The organism is Bradyrhizobium sp. Mp19 (assembly GCF_029952935.1).
GTDB lineage: Bacteria > Pseudomonadota > Alphaproteobacteria > Rhizobiales > Xanthobacteraceae > Bradyrhizobium > Bradyrhizobium elkanii.
Genome location: NZ_JASAUT010000002.1, coordinates 437526 through 456319 on the forward strand (window position 1 = coordinate 437526; position 18794 = coordinate 456319).

Below are 18794 nucleotides of genomic sequence, written 5' to 3' on the forward strand. Positions count from 1 at the left end.
ACTCCTGTCTACCTGTCACTTGGTAGGCTCAAGCTAGCCTTCAAATCCGGCTGGTCAACGCCTATCTGTCACTTGGTAGATAACGAAGCAGTGAGGCGACGAAGTGAGTTCAAGCTCTCGGGAGGCCATCCTGGCGGCAGCAAAGCGGACCGCGCAGGCGCGCGGCTATGGCGGCTTGAATTTCCGCGATCTCGCGGACGAAGTCGGGATCAAGGCCGCCAGCATCTATCACCATTTCCCGAGCAAGGCCGATCTCGGCGTCGCCGTCGCGCGGCGCTACTGGGAGGACACCGCCGTCCAACTCGAGTCGATGCTGGCAGAAACGGCCGATCCTGTCCGCTGCCTGCGTCGATATCCCGACGTGTTTCGCAAAGCGCTCGAGAGCAACAATCGCATGTGCCTCTGCAGCTTCATGTCCGCGGAAGTCGACCACCTGCCGGACGCAGTGAAGAAGGAGGTCCAGACCTTTGCCGACGTCAACGTGGCATGGCTGAGCAAGCTGTTGGTGGCTGCGGGCCTGGTCAGTTCGAGAAAGAGTGAACAGCGGGCCCGCGCCATCTTCGCCGCCGTCGCCGGCGCGCAGCTCGTCGCCAGAAGCCGCTTCGATATTTCGCTCTACGACTCGATGATCGACAGCTATCGCGCCGCGGGTCTTCTGCCGGCATAGATGGCCCGAATGTCAGATCGAGATGAGGCGGCGACGCCCTGCTCCCACTCGATCGTTCCAAGCCATGGCAGCGAGTAGCCCGCATGAGCGAAGCGATATGCGGGACACCACGCGACACGCTGACAGGAAGTGCCCCGGATATCGCGGAGCCCGTCATCGGGCGCGCGTTCGCGCGACCCGTTGGCTCATCCGGGCTACGCTCACTGGTGCACGCACGCGGCCGCGTTTGGGGCCGGCTCATCTTCCAGGATTTGTTAAAGAAGGAGCGTGATCGGCGCACGGGCGCCGTTCGAACAGCGGGGAGACACCCTGGCCGCGCCGGATGAACAGCGCGCAGTTCGGTTCAACGGTTTCAAACAGCGTCAGATATGACACCACGTTCTCGCGACGACAATCGTCCGAGCTTTACTGTTGGTTTCACCCTCTTCGATCAGAGGGCGCAGGGAAGACCGGGTGCCGATCGCACCCATGGGCCCCGAGCAATGGGTAGAGAGCTCGGGGGTAGGACCACAGGTGTAACCGGAAACATCCGGCCTTCCCTGCGCGATGGTTGTGCGGCTTACTTCGTGCTCTCCCCGGCGAGACTTGGCTTTGTTGTCACCGCCCTCGCACGCGCATCGCGCAAGCGAGAAGACACCTACCACTAGGGCGTCAGGACCACACGACTTCACCGTCCGCCTCATGCGCACTCGTCAGTCGCGCACTCAGCGTCCACCGCATCCCACACCACGTTCGTGACGACCGCGATCCGCCCCTCATGTCGGGTGGGATGCGCATATTGAACATCCGAGTTGGGTCAAACGCCAAGCGGAATATTTTCTTATCGCGGGATTGACAGGTTTTGCTGAGTTGCCCGTCGGGGTGATTTGTCGCAGGCGGTGGAGCGGGATTTGATTGCGTTCGAGGCAATCAATCGTGTCGCGCGCACGAGCGACTTGCCCACCACGCGAAACCAGCAGACAGGCCAGTGGTGACGGAGTCTGACCGCACGGCGCATGATCTCCTAGCGTTGCGGGCAGAGCGAGGTGCAGACTGAGTATTCCCCGTCAGCCCCTTCTTAGAGCTAGACCCTACCAGACACGTCGATGACGATAACCGCCAGACGCTGGCGCATATCTGGCGGCATGAGACGGATTAGCATTTGCTCCATCTCAGCAGGAGATTGCGGACAGTTCATGCTGTTCGGAGGCAAAGGTATCGTATGAGGCTTTCTCGTGTCGCCAAACCAGAACACACAATAAACGCCGAAACCCTTGGCTTCAGGATCATGCGCGTAGAATCGCTCAAGCTGTCCCTGAAGGCCGGTCCACACCCCGGCATGATAGTCGCGCTTCAGCTCGCAAAGCACCTTACGCGATGGCATTGCCACCGAAATGTCCGCCCGTTTGTCGGCCACCATATGGCCCTCCGGCTCAACCGCAATACCCAGCGGAGTCAAGGATGGCCGCAGGAGTGTCACAACATCGTCGCGACAGGCCTCCTCCGGGCGTGGCTCGGTCGGGCGAGCATAGGCGTCAAGATTCCAGAACTGCTTGAAGATATCTGTGTTCGTATGCGCAATGCGATGCTTCAGGTCGACGAGATGGGCGACCAGTAATACATGAAGGTCGGCCACCGTCGCTGGAGGGCCATTGTCCAAAGCCGCAATGGTTTGAGACCAATCAGGACGGTCATATTCCGCGTCTCTGCGCCGTTGCTGCTGGTTCGCAAGAGCGTGAAGGATATACGGCTGGTACGACATGAGCAGGCTGTCGCCCTTCAACCGTCCGAGCGCCTCGGTCGCAGCTTGGCTTGGCGATGCAGAAATCGTGTTGATAAGCGTACGGATCCAATCGGCAGCGTCCCAGGCATTCGTGTCGCTACTCCAACCACTGGGCGGATGCGACGTATCGGGGAACAGGCTTCCGGCCAACCGGATCATGAATTCCATCATCGGCACTGGCAAGGGTTGCGCAGGCTGCGCCCGACGCGCGAAGCCAGCTTTGTCACGAAGGTCGAACACGAAAGCGTTGCGAACCGCGGACCGCCGCCGAACATCGTCTTCAAACGCCGCCGGCGAGAGCATGTAAGCGGTAGCCAGCCAGATATCGCGCTGCCGTTCCTCAACAACACTATCCATCAGCAAAGTGCGCGCCAGTGCCAGCAGGCTATGATGCATCGCCGGCAGCTTCACGGCTGCGCCCAGCATCTCGTCGAGGCGAAATAGCGATGCGTTTGGATAGTCCCGAAGTAAACCTAGCACGATATCGGCCCGGTAGGATTCAAAGGCCGGATCGGTCAGAAGTTCGGTGAGCCCGTCTACGAATTGATCATTTTTTGACAGCCGAAGCCGGGTGATCGCCAGATACGCGTCGCGCACTAATTCGGGGCGACGCTCTATCAACTCCTTGCGCCATGGGTGAACCACCGAACGCTCGTTTCCGTCCTGCGGCGCGTAGACCCGATTGACAATATCAAAGACCAGCATGCCCTTGAGAAAATCATCGGATAGACCGGAAAGCCCTTTCCCGGCCGCCATGCGCTCGTTCAAACCCGCCGCAAGTGCGTACCACCAGTCATAATGCTGGCGCTCGGCCGCCAAAGTCATCACATCTGCGAAAGTCGGCACATCATCGCGCGATAGCGATGCAGCGAGCCCTTCGAGTGCGGCATCGGTTCGCCCTTCACTGATCCATGCCGCCACGCGTGCGCGAGGCGACGCCGCCCGGTCCGCGTCGTCGTAGAAGGCGAAATAAAGCCGCGTGAGATGGAGCAGCCATCCAATGTGGAGGCCACTCCGAATTTGCTCGATGTCGCGGTCGAAATCCTGCCGCTGCTTCTCCCGGGTCTCTACGACATCGTCGTCTTCTCGGCCCCCACGCCCCTCGAAATACCTGTCCGGGAGGTTAGAGACCGTTGCCCGAGCGCTGACGGCCGCCAGAGTCGCATCGGTTTCGGGCAAGGCGAAAAGCCGGTCAAACACCCGGCTCGCCTGCGGCTCTGCGGCCTGATAACAGAGGCTGAATGCGATCTCACAGAGAAACACGCGTCGGTCGCTTCCCGGCGCTGCAGCAAGCAACTCCACCAACGCGATGTCGAGCAATCCGTCGGCGTTCAGTTCGAACAACAACGCCTCACGAAAGCGATGCCAGGCAAGCCACTGGTTCGCATCCAGCGGCACGGTCCGAAAGAAATACTGCGTCAGCTCAGTGAGCCGTTCAGGTGTATCGCGCATCGCCGCGCGCATATCCCGCCCGCGGCTTTCATAGTTTCCACCTTTGAAAGCAGCGCGCTTACGAAGCCAGCTGATGGCGCGCGCAGGATCAATTGGCCCCGGTGCGTGCCAAGCGCGGACAAGTATCCGCGCGTAGAACGACCTAGCTTCCCAGTTCCGTTGGTCGAAACCCCCGGCGTTCTCGTCCGGGACAGCTATTCCATCAAGCACTGCTGGGAGATCGGCGAGCGGGATATCGTCGGCAAGGCTCCAGAACATGCCTGTGCTGGCGGTTTCTTCACCCGCCTGGGCGTCGTTGAGAAGCGCGACGACCTCTGCCGCCCCGAAGGGACGGCCATAGAGGGCGCTAATGATCTCCGCTCGTAGGCGTACGTCATTGCAGGTCTTGCCAAGCTGGCCATTAAAGACCTGCTTGATGGCCGCTTCGCCGTCCGCGCCGTAGCGCAGCAGCGCAACAAGCGCCTGCAGGCGCTCCGCGAAGGAGGAGGCCTGCCGCGCGAGCACCGCCGCAAGGTCCGGAAGCATTGCCGGGATCGGTGGACCAAGGGCCAGTGCGTCGGCAACCACAGAACGAACGCCGAAGCCCGATTCCGGATTGTTCAGAATGGCGCGGAACTCCGCAACCATATCTGCACGAGCTAAACCACCGATGGTTTTTGACTCCCAGTTGCCCGATCGGAACCACGGATTTTCTCTGGAAAGCTGATCCAGCGCCCGTATGAGACAAGAGCAGGATGACGGCGTCAGCGAAGCCGCATCGCCATAGGTCAAGACACCATAGGGATCCGCCTCGATGAGTTCGTCCGCCCGCTCTGGCAGGTGAATGGCAAGCCAGGCATGAAGGCCGCGCAATTCAGGCGCCGGGTGCCCGTCGACACCAATTAACGCGACGACGCGGCCAAACGGCAAACCCGCGCGGACCCGCGCCGCCAGAAATTCAGCCGCAAGATACTCCGCCGTGGTGCGATGCGAATAATCGACTGTCTCAGACTCCTGTCCCGCATCGAAAACCCGGCGCCCCAGCGTAGCCTGCACCTTCTCCGGCGAAAAGAAGGTGACAGAACGATACCCAGGGATGTCCTCGGTACCCTCCTGATCTGTGAGGCTGATGGCATCAATATCGCTGATGAGTCGAGCGGCACATACCGCCCCCGCGATGGGCCGCAACTCAGCGGCAGAATAGGAGCCGCTGCCCGATCGCGCGCGCTCTTGGTCGAACTCCTGTAGCCAGAGTTTGGTCGAAATTTCAAAGAGTTCTTTGCGCGTCGCCGGCCAGTCGCCAGCCTGCACGGCGCGCCACAGCATGATGAGGTTCTGCGGGTTCTCGAGGAAATCACTCAGGCCGTGATCAATTGCTTCGGTGAGGAACGCATCCGCGACCGTTTGCCCCGCGCCCTGTACAGCGAGAACCGCCAACTGCTCCGCGCGCGAGAGGCTCTGAAGCAGAAGAACGGGCGTCTCGCCGTGCTGCTCAAAATAGGGTTGCAGCGCTGCGAGGTCGCTTTCTCCGAGCCAGTCGGCCACTCGGCAGGAAATTCGCACCTTCGCGGGATTGACCTCGAAGAGTTTAGTCACGAGAGCGTCGACAGTGTCCCGATCGCCGCGGCCGGCTCTCTTTTCGTCTAGGCCGTCAATAAACAACACCTGCCCGACCAGCAAAGACGCCGGCGTTGTAAGAAAAGCCCTGGCCTTTATGAATCGACCGCCCTCGGCCGCTGCGGCCTCCTTGAAGACATGCGTCTTGCCCGCACCCGGATCGCCCAGCAGAACGAGGTTGCGCGCCGTCCCGAAATTATGGAATGGGCGTGGAGCTCCGTCTTGAGGCCGGTCCGGTCCAACGTTGGTCTGGCAAACGGTGCGGGTCATTTACCTCGATTCGGCTAACGGACTGACAGCTACCTCTCGAAGGCTGAAAGTCCTCACGTAATATGCAAGGGCGATGGTGCGCCCCCTCACTCCCACTCGATTGTTTAATTCCATCATAAGCTACTGAAAAACATACGAGAATCCTCCCGGGCGGCGATCAAAAGCCGACGCACGGGCCGTCAAAAACTTACGCTTTTGATTTCAAAGGAAAAATCGCCGAAAAAATATTTTCCCGACTTCGCCAGCTATCGACGTCAATCGCTCGATTCCGACATCCGTGGCGTTCGTCAGTATCCCCAACTCGCCACAAAAAGTACCGTCGCGGAGCATATCATGCATCGTGGGTCGATGCCATTGCGGGTCGCCATGCGTGCTCGACTCATGGTGGCCGCGATCACCTCCTCCGCGCTTTCAGTATGTGCAATTCGGCGCTGAGATGCGAACCCAGGCGCGATACGCAAGCTCGGAGATGACGTCTATTCTCCGAGGACTTGTATCATCGTTCTCGCTACAGGGATGGCTCAAGAAGCCGCTCAAGGCGATCCCCGCCCTTCCGGATTTGCCCGTTTACAGCTTTGCGGGGACGGAAGTCGTCGAGATCGGTATCGATGCCGCGAGGCTCTATGCCTGATCCATCAAGCGGCCGGTCTCTACACGACTCTGCAATATTACGATAAGACCGGCCATGACCAAGAGCATGGCATGGCTGCAGGCGAACGCGCCCGGATTCAATCATCTCGCCAAAGACGAGCAGGCCGCGATTACTGACTTCGCGCTACTCTGGAGCCTCTTCGAGTCCCGCATCCTCAACACCCAGGGCAACGTCAAGGCGATCTGCGACGCGGTCGAGGCTTGGCAGAACGCGGGGATGCTCGACACTGACGCCTTCGATGTCGAGCTCGCCTATTTCCGGCAACGCTATTACGCCGATGGCGCCTTCACCTATCACTTCGACCATCTGCATTTCAGGAATCCCGATCGCGAGGCCCTGGTGCGAGCCGTGATCGACGGCAGCGACAACGACGCGTGCCGCCGCGTAGCGGCCGTCCTCATCATCGTCTTCCGCTACCGCAATAACCTCTTCCACGGGGTGAAGTGGCAGTACAAGCTGCAAGGCCAGCTCGACAATTTCAACACCGCGAACGATGTGCTCATGAAGGTGCTGGCACGGCACGGCGCACTCGCCGACGGATAAGAGCGCCGACGCACGCTCACGACGCCGGAGCTTTCCATATCCATCCCGCGTGAGGTAAACGATGCAAAAGATCGAAGAATTTGTCGATGAACGGCAGATGACGTGGTGCATCCACTGCACGCGGCCACTCGCGGGCCTCGAAACGAACGAGGATCATGTTCCGTCCAAGAGCCTTCTGGCAAAGCCACGTCCACATCACCTGCCGATCGTGACGATTTGCAGAGAGTGCAACACCGGCTTCTCGTTGGACGAACAGTACGCGGTAACATTCCTGAGCTGCGTCCTCGCCGGCTCCACGGACCCGGAGAAACAGCCGAACGCGAGCGCCGCACGTGCTCTCGCCGACAGCGCCGCGCTGCGCGCGCGGATCGAGTCTTCACGGACCGAGTATGCGACGCAAGGCGGGGACACGCGCATCGTCTGGAAACCGGATATGGACCGCATGGAGCGGGTGGTTCTGAAGAACGCGCGGGGGCACGCATATTTCGAGTATGGCGAGCCGATGCTCGAAGCCCCCACCCATGTGCGGCTCCTTCCGCTGGAAGGCATGACCGCGACCGAGCGTGACAACTTCGAGGGGCTGGGCCAGGTAGAAAGCCTCGCCCCGTGGCCCGAGGTTGGCAGCCGCATGATGACGCGCCTCGCCACGGGCGAGGATATGGCAGGCCAGTGGGTCGTCGTTCAGGAAGGTATCTACCGCTATTCGGTACAGCAGGCTGGCGGTCTGCGAGTGCGGTCAGTCCTCTCCGAATATCTAGCCACCGAAGTTCAATGGGAGCGCTAGCCTGATGACCCCGGCAGCCGACGTCCCGGATATCAACGCGATTGAGGCCAAGCTGGTAAAGCTTCAGGCCGCCTTATCCGGGGACTTGCCTCGCGAGCGCCGCCTGCGCCGATGGAGCGAGTTCATCCGCGAACGTGACGGGCACAGATGCGTGGACTGCCACTCGCGCCGACGCTTGTCCGCGCACCACATCTGCCGCAAGTCGTTTCTCGCCGAGCCGCAGTTCGAAACCGGCAACGGCATAACACTTTGCAGCGCTTGTCATCGAGAGGTGCATCGCGGCTTCAACGCCCGCCCGGACCTTTCATTGCCGGTAGACGCACAGGGAGGCGAGAAATTGGCCGCGATGGAGCGGCTCTACAGCATCCTCACGGATGACGCCGTCGAGCGAGGTCTCATGCGAGACGATTTCTATTTCCTCAGCGATGAGCTGCTTACGTCCTTCAAACGGATGCAGGGATACGATCCTGCGACCTACTTTCCCGGCTCACGTATCGAGCAGGCCTATCTGATGTTGGCTGAGGGCGAGCTCGGCATGCGTCGCGCCATGGCGGCGGCCAACGGCGTGCCGATGGCCAACCAGCCACTTCTTCCAGGTGGCCTGTATCTCGTTCGGCCGGAGAGCGCGGGGCAGCCGCGTGAGAGCATCATTGTTCAGACCTACGTGCCGCGTTCCAAGCCGTCGATCAAATAATTCAGCAGTTCTCGCTCGGAAGCGACAACCCGCCAAGGAATGCAGCTAGGACCTCGCGAAGCTTGGCGTCGTCGCGTGTTTCGCACTCCCAGACAACCAGCACCTGGTAGCCAAGGTCGCGCAGGGCTTGCTCGTGAATCGCGTCCCGCTCTTGGTTTCGCGCCAGCTTGTCAGACCAGTAGCCGGTGTTCGACCGCGGCTTCGACGCCAGTCGGCACTTCACGTGCGAGTGCCAGAAGCAACCGTGAACGAAGATCGCCCAGCGCCGCGCCTTGTTGGCGAGATCGGGCTTGCCTGGCAGGTCCGCAACATGGATGCGGAAGCGATGCCCGAGCGCGTGTACCGCGGACCTGGTTCTTACCTCCGGCTTCGTATCCTTCGACCGGACACGCCCCATCATCTCCGACCGCGTGAGCGGCGCCCGCAAGCGTCGCGGGGCAATCCTTCCGAGCTTTTTTCCAGGTCCAATCGACACTACCCGCTCCCGCATCGGAGCTCCGGGATTTCCGCTTCGCCGAAGACGCATGTCGAGACATCCGCTCGCAGCCGCCCGTCGGGCCGGAGGTTCGCATACACGATCCTGAGCGCGCTCCCACTGGGGAGGCCCGTAAGGTCGCCCTGCACCGACTTCCTCAATGCTAGCGACTGGTCGCCACCTGCGCCGTAGCGGCCTGTCAGGCGCACGTTCACTGCGTACAGATCGCCGTCCATCCCGGGATCAACCGATAGAAGCGTACCGCGCGCTGCTGGCTCGAGAAGCTCCGGCCATGGGTTCGCTTCGCACCATGACCAGAAGGTCGGGCAGATCGCCAGATAGGGGCACTGCCCGCACGCCACTCGTCCAGGACTTGCCAGAGTCGCGCTGTCGCGGCCCGTCGAGAGCGCCTGGTTCATCGCATCTAGCCCGGCAATAGCCGCGTCGGCCTCAGCCTCGCATGCCAGCCTGTCAACGCGTTGCTCTAGCACCTGGCCCGATGCCGCCACGATCCGCGCGGTAGCGGGCCAGCTGCCCATCTCGCTGATCAGAACGGAATAGAGCCGAAGCTGCCGCCAGTATCCATCGACAATGCTGGCGGCGTCCGCCCGAACCGGGTCCGGCAGCGACGACTTGTATTCGGTGACGGCGGTGCTGTCGAACTGATCCGGCCGGCCGGCAAGCCGTCCCGAACGGGCCGTGAGCAGGCGTTCGCTTCCGCCAGCGGGCGGCGAATCGCCCGGTGAAGCACGCCGCCGCACACCCGAACTGCGGCTGCCCTTCCCGACCGCCGAGGCAATCGCACGCTGGCGGACAAGATAGTAGCCTGGCCACCGCTCGGGATTGGCGAAGCGCGCATCCAAACGGTGACGCGATGCTTCAGCAAGGATCTCCGCGATGGCGCTATCCCAAAGACTCGCCGCTTCGCTGGAATCTGCGGGCGCCTCTGCCATGAGCCGGTGAAAGGCTGTGCCCAGCCATGCGCGCGGACTGTGAAGAACCCAGTTGTCCGCCTCACGGTTTGTGCTAAGTGCCGCCCGGAGAGAACAGAGGCGCATGTGCGACCAGAGCGTCGGGGTGGTCCGCGCAGCCGACGTCAGCACAATGGGACGCCCCGCGTCCATCTACGCGGGCCGTCGCAAAGCTTCGAAGACCGAGATGAAGCTCCATGCGGGATCGACCCGCAGGCCGCGGGCGCGTTCGGCATCATCCCAGGCCGCCGCAATCTCGGGGCCGGCCCCGGCACGATCCGTCAGCCAGAGCGGATGGGTCACGATGATCGCTTCCCGTCCGTTCGTCAGCCCGGGAAGGCCGCCGAAGGTCGTGCGGGTAAAACCCGGCCGGGCGGCCTCGAGCGTTGCCGCCGCGAGATCGGCAACCCGCGCCCACAAGGGCGATGCGAGCGATATCGCGCTGTTTCCGTCGAGCGCGAGATTGGCCATGTCCATCGCAAGCCGCCAGTCGAGAAGGTTGTGATAGGCGAGATTGCTGTAGCTTCGCAGACAGTCCGGACAGGACGTGTCGCAGGCGCCCGCATGCGCCTGGTCGACAAGCCGGTCGTGGAACTGCCAGTGCGAGTTCTGGACGATCATCTGAAGGAGCTGCTCGCTAATCGCCGGCTCGCCCAGGTGGGTCGCATAGCCGGCGCCGTTCTCGAGCGTGTCGCACAGGAATATCTGGCCGACGACCGATCCCAACGCGGGATCTTCCTGGCTCCTGATGCCCGCCTTCAGTTCATAGTCCTGAATGTCAAGGTAGACCGCGGCGGCGCGCCTCATCATGAAGGCCAGCGAATACAGCGCCGACCGTCCTGCCGGGGCGCGAGGATCCGCGGCCCGTCCGGGCCCGTAGTCGCGCACGCCGAGGAGCATCATGTCTGTCTCGCTGATCGCCGCGAGCGCGCACGTCACCACGGGACTCGCCGCGACCATGGGTGTACCGGGCCGCCGGCCGACCGATGCCGCATGCTTTTCTTCCGCTGCGTTGGCTGCGCCTACGTCGACCATGGCCCCGCGGGCCCACGATTCCTGCGACAGGTGGAAGAGACGGCCGGCATTGTCATTGATGACGTGAAGCCGGCCCTGGCCGGCGCCGATGTCGAAGTTGCGATGAACCCCGATGCCAAAGGGCGGGCGGCCGACCTTTGGCCGCGCGGCGCGCGGCACGAAGTCGAAAACGCCGTCATAGTCCCTGGCCTTGGTGTAATAGCTCACGAAGCCCTTCGGCTGCCGAAGGTCGATAACCTGATAGTCCCGATCGCCAGTCCCTGCCGGCACTCCACAGACCGGACAAGCAGGGCTGTTCGGATTTGCAGTCTCGACGTGCTGACAGTTGCCGCAGAGCCCAACGACGACCGGCGGACCCAAGGGATTCGGGTCTTGGACAGCAAGCGGGCCCTGTCGAATATAGTGGCCGACGCCGATCGCCGTGTGGATCGTCCGCTCCTTCACAGTCTCCGCACCGGGCGCAAACATGCTCACCGCCAGCTCGAGATCCCGGTCCACGGTTTGGCGGGGCGGCCAGTTCTGCGGCTGCTTGTGATAAAGCAGCCGCGCGCGCGTCGGGAAGCCGAACATCGGCAGAATGCCCTTATTGGCGAGCCGCTCGCTCAAGCCGTCCTGCACCAGGGCCTGATCGCGCGCGGCGCCAGTGACTTCTCCGACGAGGCTGTTCGTAATCCAGGCGACAGCATCTGTCCGGCTGGTCGCCGTGGCAGCCAGGCGCGTCTGCACGAGCAGCGCATCGCAGATGTCTTCGACGAGAGGCTGATTGCGGCCAATCCACTGCGAAACCACGCTCGCGACATCACCGGCCGCATAGCCCGCCGGCAGATTGTCCGGCGGCAGATTCCAGGCGGTGGCCGTTCCGAATTCGCCATGCACGCTGTCACCGGCGGTACCAGAAAATAAACCGAGCTCGGAAAACGCCCGGCGGAGCACCTCCTTGGCAAGGACGCGGCGGAGAATTTGCAGCCGGTTGGTGTCGACATATGGCGGTGGCGGCGGATCGGCAGTGATGCGCTCGGGCCGCTGGAAATAATAGTCGTCGTGGCTGCGGCCGCGGCAGAGCGTGAGCGCGAGAGACAGCGCCGCGCCGCGGCGGCCCGCGCGGCCGACCCGCTGCTGATAGTTGAAGCGCATCGGCGGCATGTTGGCCATCATCACAGCCAGCAAGGACCCGATGTCGACGCCCGCTTCCATCGTGGTGGTGACGCTCAGCAGATCGATGTTGTCGGTGAGAGCGACCTCGTCGCCGACAGGAATGTTCTGGAACAGGCGCTGGCGGTTGCGCGCGAGCACCTTGTCCGTCTGACCCGTCATCTCGGCGCAGTTGAGGCGGAAGATCGGGCCGGCATCGACCGCGAGCCAGCGGTAGTAATCGATCTCCTGCCCCGCATCGTCGATCCCGGCGACGCGCGATGGACCGAGCGGCGTGAGGCAGCCACTGCAGATGCCGCCACTGCGGTGGAGATGAACTCGCGAGCACCGGGTGCACTGAAAATACGTTGCCGTGGGGTCGGCGACAAACAGCCCGCCGAACAGAAGAATGCCCAAGTTGAACACGCCGGCGCGCGTCAGAAGCGCGGTGACATCCTGTACGAAGTCGGCCGGTGTGATCCCGTTGGCGTTCGCCACCGCTTCAAGATAGTCCCGAGCGTACTTTGGGAGCTGATTGTCGTCCCCCGTCGCACGGTGGGTATCGATCCGTCGCCGCTTGCCAAGCATCCTGATGCAGCTATCGGCAGCCTCCTGATACACGGGGGCCGCCGCCGCATAGCTCAGGCGGTCGGTGGTGACGCAACCTAGCTTCAGTGATTCAAGATCGCGCCGTCCGCCGGAGAAAAGGGACTCCGCAACCGCCTCGCGCGCGGCAGTCTGAATGCGCGTGCGATGGTCGTTCTCCTCGCCGCTCAGGCCCGCACGGTAAACCGGCGGCACTACGGCCCAGTCAAAGAGCCGCTGCCACTCACCGCGCTGATCGTCCAGGTTCGTCCACATCACGCTGCGGTCGACGCCGCCCGGATTCATGCCGGTCATTAGCAGGCGCCGGGCCGCATCCTCCTCGAGATCAGTGGCCTTCGAGAGCCCGGCCCGCGCATGCGCAAGAGTCCGGTCAGCGAGCTGCTGCATCGTCAGCCCGCCTATCGCCGACGGCATCGCGGCCATGGCGGGAATGCGCGAGGCGAGGATGGCGTTTGCCTCCCGCTGCCGGCCGATTGCAAACACGCTGGCAAGCGCGGCATCGTCCGGACTCAAGATGCCTCCCTGCACCTGGAGCTCGAACGCGATCGCCGCCCTGGTGCTGTCCTCCATGCCGCCGACGAGCGCCTGGCGAATGGCATCGAGCCAATGCGACTTCGCAACGCCGACCGCGAGTTTCGCCGCGTCCTGCCGGCTGTCAGAAAAGAGAACCAGCTTGCGACGCGGGTCCTCGACCGGACGTCCCGCCTGCACCTCCGGAGGCGCAATCTCCCGCAGGAGAGAATCCGAAAGCACCTGCGCGACCTTTTGAAAGCCTGTGCGCTGGGTGCGGATCGGCGCGGAGCTGGTCATTCGGCTCCAGTCGGCCTCGCAATGCGGACAAACCGACGGCCGTTCGTTGCGCGCGCTCGGAACAAGCGCGCGAGGAGGCACCGGGTTCTGGTGCAAGGCGGCGACGTGATAGATCCATCCCGTGGCATCGGCGCTGCGGCGCGCGATCTCGAGTTCGCCTGTGCGATGGTCGTACCGCGCCATTCTCCATTTTCGCTGGACCCCTTCCTGAGTCCATGTGTCCCGCTGCGGCTGGCGAAGCGTGCCGTCGGCGAGCTGCGCGGGCCAGTAGACAGCGTAGTTGTCGTAGGTCCTGTCGTTCGCTGAGTGGTCAGGCGCCTTTTCGATATTCGGATCGTCGGGCACCAGGGACCAGCTGTTCTGCCCGAGAGAGCGCCGGTAGCCGCCAAGGAATATGTCGCCGCACGGCTCGCAATAGAGCATTTCCAGCACGCGCGAACCGCATCCGCACGTCGTCGTCGGACGGTCGAACAAGCGGCCCACCGGTATGTTCGCCTCATTCCAATGCGCGCCGCTGCACGCAGGGTTGGTGCAGGCCCACACGCCCTGAACATTCCGGAAGAACAGATGGACACGCGTCGGCAGAAGGGGCGTGCCTGCAGCCGACTCGGCCGCAGACAGCGACATGATGAGGGCGGCTGCGGCGTTCGCAGCGCGGTCCCCCGGCTCACCGGGAAACAGCGATCCGGCCAGGGCCTCGATCGTTTGCGGAACGACCGTCGGGCTCGCATCGGTCCCGTCATTGCAGGCCGCCCGAATAGCCTCCGGAGCGCCCGCCTCGATCAGCGCCGCGCCGAGCTGCTGGCCCGCGGAAAGAGCCACATCTGGCGGGCTCAGCGATGCGGTGGCCGCAAAGGCCGCAACCGCATTCGCCACGTCAGCGTCGGACGCCGATACGATGCTGCTCCCAAGCTGTTCGATGGGCCCAGCTAGCGCCGAGAGGCGGTGCGCGGACCCTGGAGCAAGGGCTTCAGCGCCGCCGCGAATGAGCGTGAAGGGCCGCGCGCGCCCGAAGAACTGGCGCAGATAGTCCTGGGCGCGTGCGTCGTCATCGCCGAGCGAGGCGCTCGACGCGAGGATCCGGAGCTGCGGATGGTCGGGGTTCAGCCCGAGCCGCTCGTACAGAACCCGGAGGATGTATCCCACCTCGGTTCCGGGTGTTCCGCGATACGTATGAAGCTCGTCAACGACGAGGTGAAACACGTTGGCGGGATCTTCAAGCCAGCGCCGCGTCGCGGCGAATATCTGATCCTCGATATCGCGCATCAGCATGATGTTCAGCATGCTGTAGTTGGTGATCAGGATGTCGGGCGGAGCATCCTGCATGTCCCACCGGCTCCACATCTCACCGCCGTCAAAGCGGGGAAAGAAGCGCTGTGCGTCGGTGCCGGCAACCCGCTGGGCGAGCGAACTCTGCCGGCGCAGCTCCGTTCTCAGTTCTGCTTCTGCGTTGTCCCGCTGCGGACTTCCAGAGATTGGCGTCCAGCCCGTATAGCGTCCAAACCAGAACCGGTGCCCCGGGCGGTTGGCGCCGAGCCACGTGCGCACCCGGTCGCTATCAAGCGCCTGGCGAAGCCGTGACATCTGATCTTCGGCCAGCGCGTTCAGCGGATAGAGAACAAGCGCGCGGATCGCCGGCGGCCGGCTCCCCATCTCGTGCGCCCGCTGCGAGATTCGCGGGTGATAAACACGATTTGCGGGAGAGCCGGCCGGCGGCGGCATCGACCACCAGTCATTGCGCGGAGCGGGCGCAATGGCAGGCCAGCCTGCAGACTCGCGGACAATGGCGGCGAGGACAGGAAGGTAGATCGACTCCGTCTTGCCCGAGCCCGTGCCGGTCAGGATCACGGTGTCCGACTGATTGGCGACGCTCGAGCGGAGCATCGCCTCCTGATGCAGGTAAAGCTCGATCGGCGCGCTGCCCCGCGGAAGAAAGAGCCCCTCCTCGGCAACGCCCGCGAGATCGTCGATATGCTGCTGGGACCAGCCCGCGCTTCCTCCAAGGACGCTGGCGGTCGCGGTGCGAACATCATGTCCGCTCAGCACGTAGCCGGGCTGAGGTTCGATCAGCGGTTCGCGATACAGGACGCCGTCGCGGTCGAGAAGACGGCGGCGCGCCTGAACCAGGTCCTCGAAGCGGAGATCGAACGGGCTGTCGAAATACCTGAGATAGGCGCTCTTTAGGCTGTCGAATGTATGGATCGGATCGGTCATATCAGTCTCAGCCCCGTGAGCGCGAGAAACAGCCTTAGGTGTTCTGGCCGGACGCCAGCAAATTCAATCTGCCTAGTTTCGCGGTCGAAGCGCGGAAGTCCGCCGCTACACAGGGCCATGCCGCGGGCCATGATCCCCGGCGGATAGAGCTGCGCCGGGAGCGACAGCGTCCCGCTATCGGGGGCCCATCGCACCACCTTGCACTTTGCCGCAGCGGCCATGCGTCCGGCACGGTCGTCGATCAGAGCGGCATCCTGCGGGCTGCTCTTGATCAGGCTTACCCAGTCCCAGTCGCGCTGGATGCGGAAGAAGCCCGCGCTTGCGGCAGCTGCTTCCGCCAACGTGGACGACACCCAATGCATCTTGGACCTGGAGAAGCGGCGGACGGTTTCGACACGCCCCTGCACCATGGGGCACGGCGTGCGCGGCCACAGGCGGACTGACGGTGTGCAAGCCAGAATCCGGATGGCGGCTTCGGTTTGGAGCGGGATGCCCGCCCGGGCGGCGGTGTCTGCTAGTAGCTCCTGAGACGAGGCCACCACCATCACCGTTGCGGGCCGGTCGCCGTTGCGTTCTGCGCTAAGGTGCGTTCCGGCAGCGCTGCAGGCGGCCGTGAGGGCGTCGAGAAGTTTCGGCGTCCGCGCGCCGCAAAGGGCCGCTGCAATCCTGCCATTCCTCGGCAGGCCGGCAAGCACCGGCGGCGCGATCTGCCAGGCATTGGGCGCGGTCCACTCGGCATGACCAAGCGTCACCGCGTCGTCGACGAAACGGCGCTCGTTCGCCGTGCCGATCAGTTGGCCAGGCAGATCGCCGATTTTTCCCGACCGGCGGTACGACATCCATTCTAAGGCCCTGTCGGTCATGAGCGCGGCCTCTTGTGGCGGCGCGCCCGCTCTCGCGCCTTTCGCCATGCGTCCTCAGCTGGCGCACCGCCGCCATCGAGCGGAAGCCTCCTGGCGGAGGCGCTTCGCACCTCGGCGACCCATAGCGGATCGATCGTGCGCGTGCCTGAAGCAGTTGGTAATGGACTGAGCCATGCAATCCGGCCCTGCCTCCGCCGCTGTCCCGATGCGGAGATGAGGAATGCTGGAGGTTCTCCGAGCAGACCCACCGCGACTGGCGCATCTGGCCGTCCCCGGAGCGCGACGGCGCCGCGCCGAAGCCCAAGGCAAACAACGGACGGCATCGCATCGGCTGCCACGACATATTCTCCGCCAGGGCCCGACACCGCCGCGCCACAGACCTGGGCGACGGCCCATGGCGCATGCGCCGAAGCGCCGAAGCGTTGCGGATGCGCGTCCCAGGCCTCCCAGCCGTCCCTAATCCAAGGGTCTTCGATGATCCGGTAGGCCGCCGAGGGTCCGGGCACGACATCGACGAGATGATCGCCCGGCCTCTCCCATCCATCGGCGGTCCAGGCGCCATCCTCGCCCAGCTCGGCCGGACGTCCATCGATCGTAACGGTCGCGCCCGCTGGGAACGGCGCGATTTCGATCCTCGGCGGACCGCCCTCCGCAAACGATGCCGCGCGGATGCGCAGGCCTTCCGAAAACCGTATCTCCGATCCGACACCAGGATCCAGGACCGTCAGACCTGCCGCGAGTCCGGATGCCGCTGCTCGGGCCGGTCGGTAGCCCGAGAGCACCGTCCAGCCATCCGGAATCCCACTCCAGTGATCGTGCGACACCAGCGCCGGCGACCCGCAAGACGCCGCCGCTGCGTGGACCGCGGCAGCGTTTTCTGACCGGCAGACGATCGTGCTTGGCGAAAGCAGACCCGCAGATCCAACCGAGATAATCCCCGGTTCGTCGGCCACCTCGCCGAAGATATGAATCCGCCGGCCGCTGCGAAGCCATTGATAGCCCTCTTCGCAATCGAGCCGGACCTCTCCTGAGAGCAGGTCCGCCGTCCACTCGATGTCGACGTCGTCGTACCGATCCTCGCTGTAGGCGCCCACCTCTGCGCCTTCGCCGAGCAGAAGCGTAATGCGGTCAGGATAGCCGGCAGGACGGGCGAGAACCGCGGAAATCGTCGCCGTGCGGCGTATCGGATGAAGCATCAGCCGCAGCTTCGCTTCCGCTGGGGCGCGAAGGGCGGCGTCAGCCGCCGCTGCCCGCTCCGAGCCCGGCGCCGCTTGCGGCGCAACCGCTCTTCGCTGTCCGCGGCGATCCCGATGCTGAGCAGGGTTCGAACGGCGCTTCCGCGTCCGGACGGGCGCGTCCGCGCTCGCGGCCTCGCCATTTGCCTCTTCGGAAATCGAATCCGAGAGAGGATCGGCGGCCGTCGGCTCCGGTTCCGGCTCCTGCTCCGCCTGCAGCCCCAGTCCCAGATCGTCGTCCGGCGGATCAGCCTGAACCGCGGACGCGTCAGCATTCAGTTCGCTTCCCGCGGAGGCGCACCCCACGGCCTCGATGCTTTCATCCTCTTCGATCGTGTCGCAGCCTTCGCGCGCGAACCCGCTGCACGCCTCCGTCTCCGGAGGTTCATCTTCAGGAGCGGGTTCCTGCGGCCGGGCTTCCTCGGACGAGCACGCAGCCAGAGCCTCATGCTCCGCTTCACCCAGCGCACCGTCCTGCGGGCCGGCCACCGGCGGCGCGGGAATGTCTGCCAAGTCGGGGCCGGAATCGGTGGACAGCTCCATGGCCGTCACGTCCGCCGGCGTGACCGCGAGCGCCGCCGCGCGCGACCCGGCGTCACCTCTCTCGTCCCGAACGAATGTGAGCTCCGGGGTCACCGCCGCCGCCGGAATCTCCGGATCGTGTTCACCGCCGGATTCCCTATCCCTCTCCACGACGATATCGGCGAGCGCAGCGGGCACGATTGCTTCCAGCGCGGGGATTGCGCTGGGAGCCGACCTCGGGACATCCGAATTCCCATCGGGGATAGATTTTTCGTCCTGTTCCGCCGACGGGCCGTCCAGAGGCAGATTCGCACCTGTCTGGGCGAGTGCAGCAGCTGGGCCAGGACTCTCAACCGGCGCATCGAAGGGCACGTCTGCTGATTCGCCCGACTCATGAAGATCTCGCACCGGCGCCGCCGGGAGGCCGCGCCGCACCCACAGCCAGATCGCGAGTGCCGGACCGCCCACAGCCGCCGCCCCAACGATCAGAAGAATGAGCCCCTCCGCCATCG

The 18794-nt window shown here is 63.8% G+C and carries 11 protein-coding genes; 5 read left to right on the top strand and 6 right to left on the bottom strand.

Annotation, left to right across the window (positions count from 1 at the left end):
- Positions 1-103 precede the first annotated feature (103 nt).
- Positions 104-667: a TetR/AcrR family transcriptional regulator gene (locus tag QJT82_RS04910; protein ID WP_028344695.1), complete on the top strand. Its 564-nt coding sequence runs from the start codon at positions 104-106 to the stop codon at positions 665-667.
- 1063 nt (positions 668-1730) lie between these two features.
- Here QJT82_RS04910 and QJT82_RS04915 read toward each other — a convergent pair.
- Positions 1731-5747 (bottom strand): hypothetical protein, encoded by a 4017-nt coding sequence (locus QJT82_RS04915; RefSeq protein WP_028344694.1) that lies wholly within the window; start codon positions 5745-5747, stop codon positions 1731-1733.
- A 469-nt stretch (positions 5748-6216) separates the two neighbouring features.
- On the opposite strand from QJT82_RS04915, the gene QJT82_RS04920 reads away from it, so the two are divergent.
- The 4 genes from QJT82_RS04920 (at position 6217) to QJT82_RS04935 (ending at position 8420) form a co-directional block, all read left to right on the top strand.
- A complete protein-coding gene (locus QJT82_RS04920; RefSeq protein ID WP_264641826.1) occupies positions 6217-6378 on the top strand; it encodes a hypothetical protein in 162 nt (53 codons plus the stop codon).
- Positions 6379-6432: 54 nt separating this feature from the next.
- On the top strand, positions 6433-6942 hold the full coding sequence (locus QJT82_RS04925) for a hypothetical protein (protein WP_264641827.1): 510 nt from the start codon (positions 6433-6435) through the stop codon (positions 6940-6942).
- 61 nt (positions 6943-7003) lie between these two features.
- On the top strand, positions 7004-7726 hold the full coding sequence (locus QJT82_RS04930) for an HNH endonuclease (protein WP_264641828.1): 723 nt from the start codon (positions 7004-7006) through the stop codon (positions 7724-7726).
- A gap of 4 nt (positions 7727-7730) precedes the next feature.
- Positions 7731-8420 (top strand): HNH endonuclease, encoded by a 690-nt coding sequence (locus tag QJT82_RS04935; protein WP_264641829.1) that lies wholly within the window; start codon positions 7731-7733, stop codon positions 8418-8420.
- Between the two features lies 1 nt (position 8421).
- Here QJT82_RS04935 and vsr read toward each other — a convergent pair whose 3' ends face one another.
- The 5 genes from vsr to QJT82_RS04960 are packed head-to-tail and all read right to left on the bottom strand — an operon-like array spanning position 8422 to position 18792.
- The gene (vsr, locus tag QJT82_RS04940; RefSeq protein ID WP_264641830.1) at positions 8422-8847 is read right to left on the bottom strand and encodes a DNA mismatch endonuclease Vsr; all 426 of its coding nucleotides are present in this window, start codon (positions 8845-8847) and stop codon (positions 8422-8424) included.
- 47 nt (positions 8848-8894) lie between these two features.
- Positions 8895-10019, bottom strand: coding sequence for a PD-(D/E)XK nuclease family protein (locus QJT82_RS04945; protein WP_338150851.1), 1125 nt, complete (start codon positions 10017-10019; stop codon positions 8895-8897).
- Entirely contained in the window at positions 10020-15662 is a 5643-nt protein-coding gene (locus QJT82_RS04950) for a DEAD/DEAH box helicase (protein WP_264641831.1), read from the bottom strand.
- Positions 15659-16525: a hypothetical protein gene (locus QJT82_RS04955; RefSeq protein WP_264641832.1), complete on the bottom strand. Its 867-nt coding sequence runs from the start codon at positions 16523-16525 to the stop codon at positions 15659-15661. Before QJT82_RS04955 ends, QJT82_RS04950 begins: the two co-directional genes overlap by 4 nt.
- Positions 16522-18792, bottom strand: a complete 2271-nt coding sequence (locus QJT82_RS04960) for a hypothetical protein (RefSeq protein WP_264641833.1) — start codon at positions 18790-18792, stop codon at positions 16522-16524. Before QJT82_RS04960 ends, QJT82_RS04955 begins: the two co-directional genes overlap by 4 nt.
- Between the last annotated feature and the right edge of the window lie 2 nt (positions 18793-18794).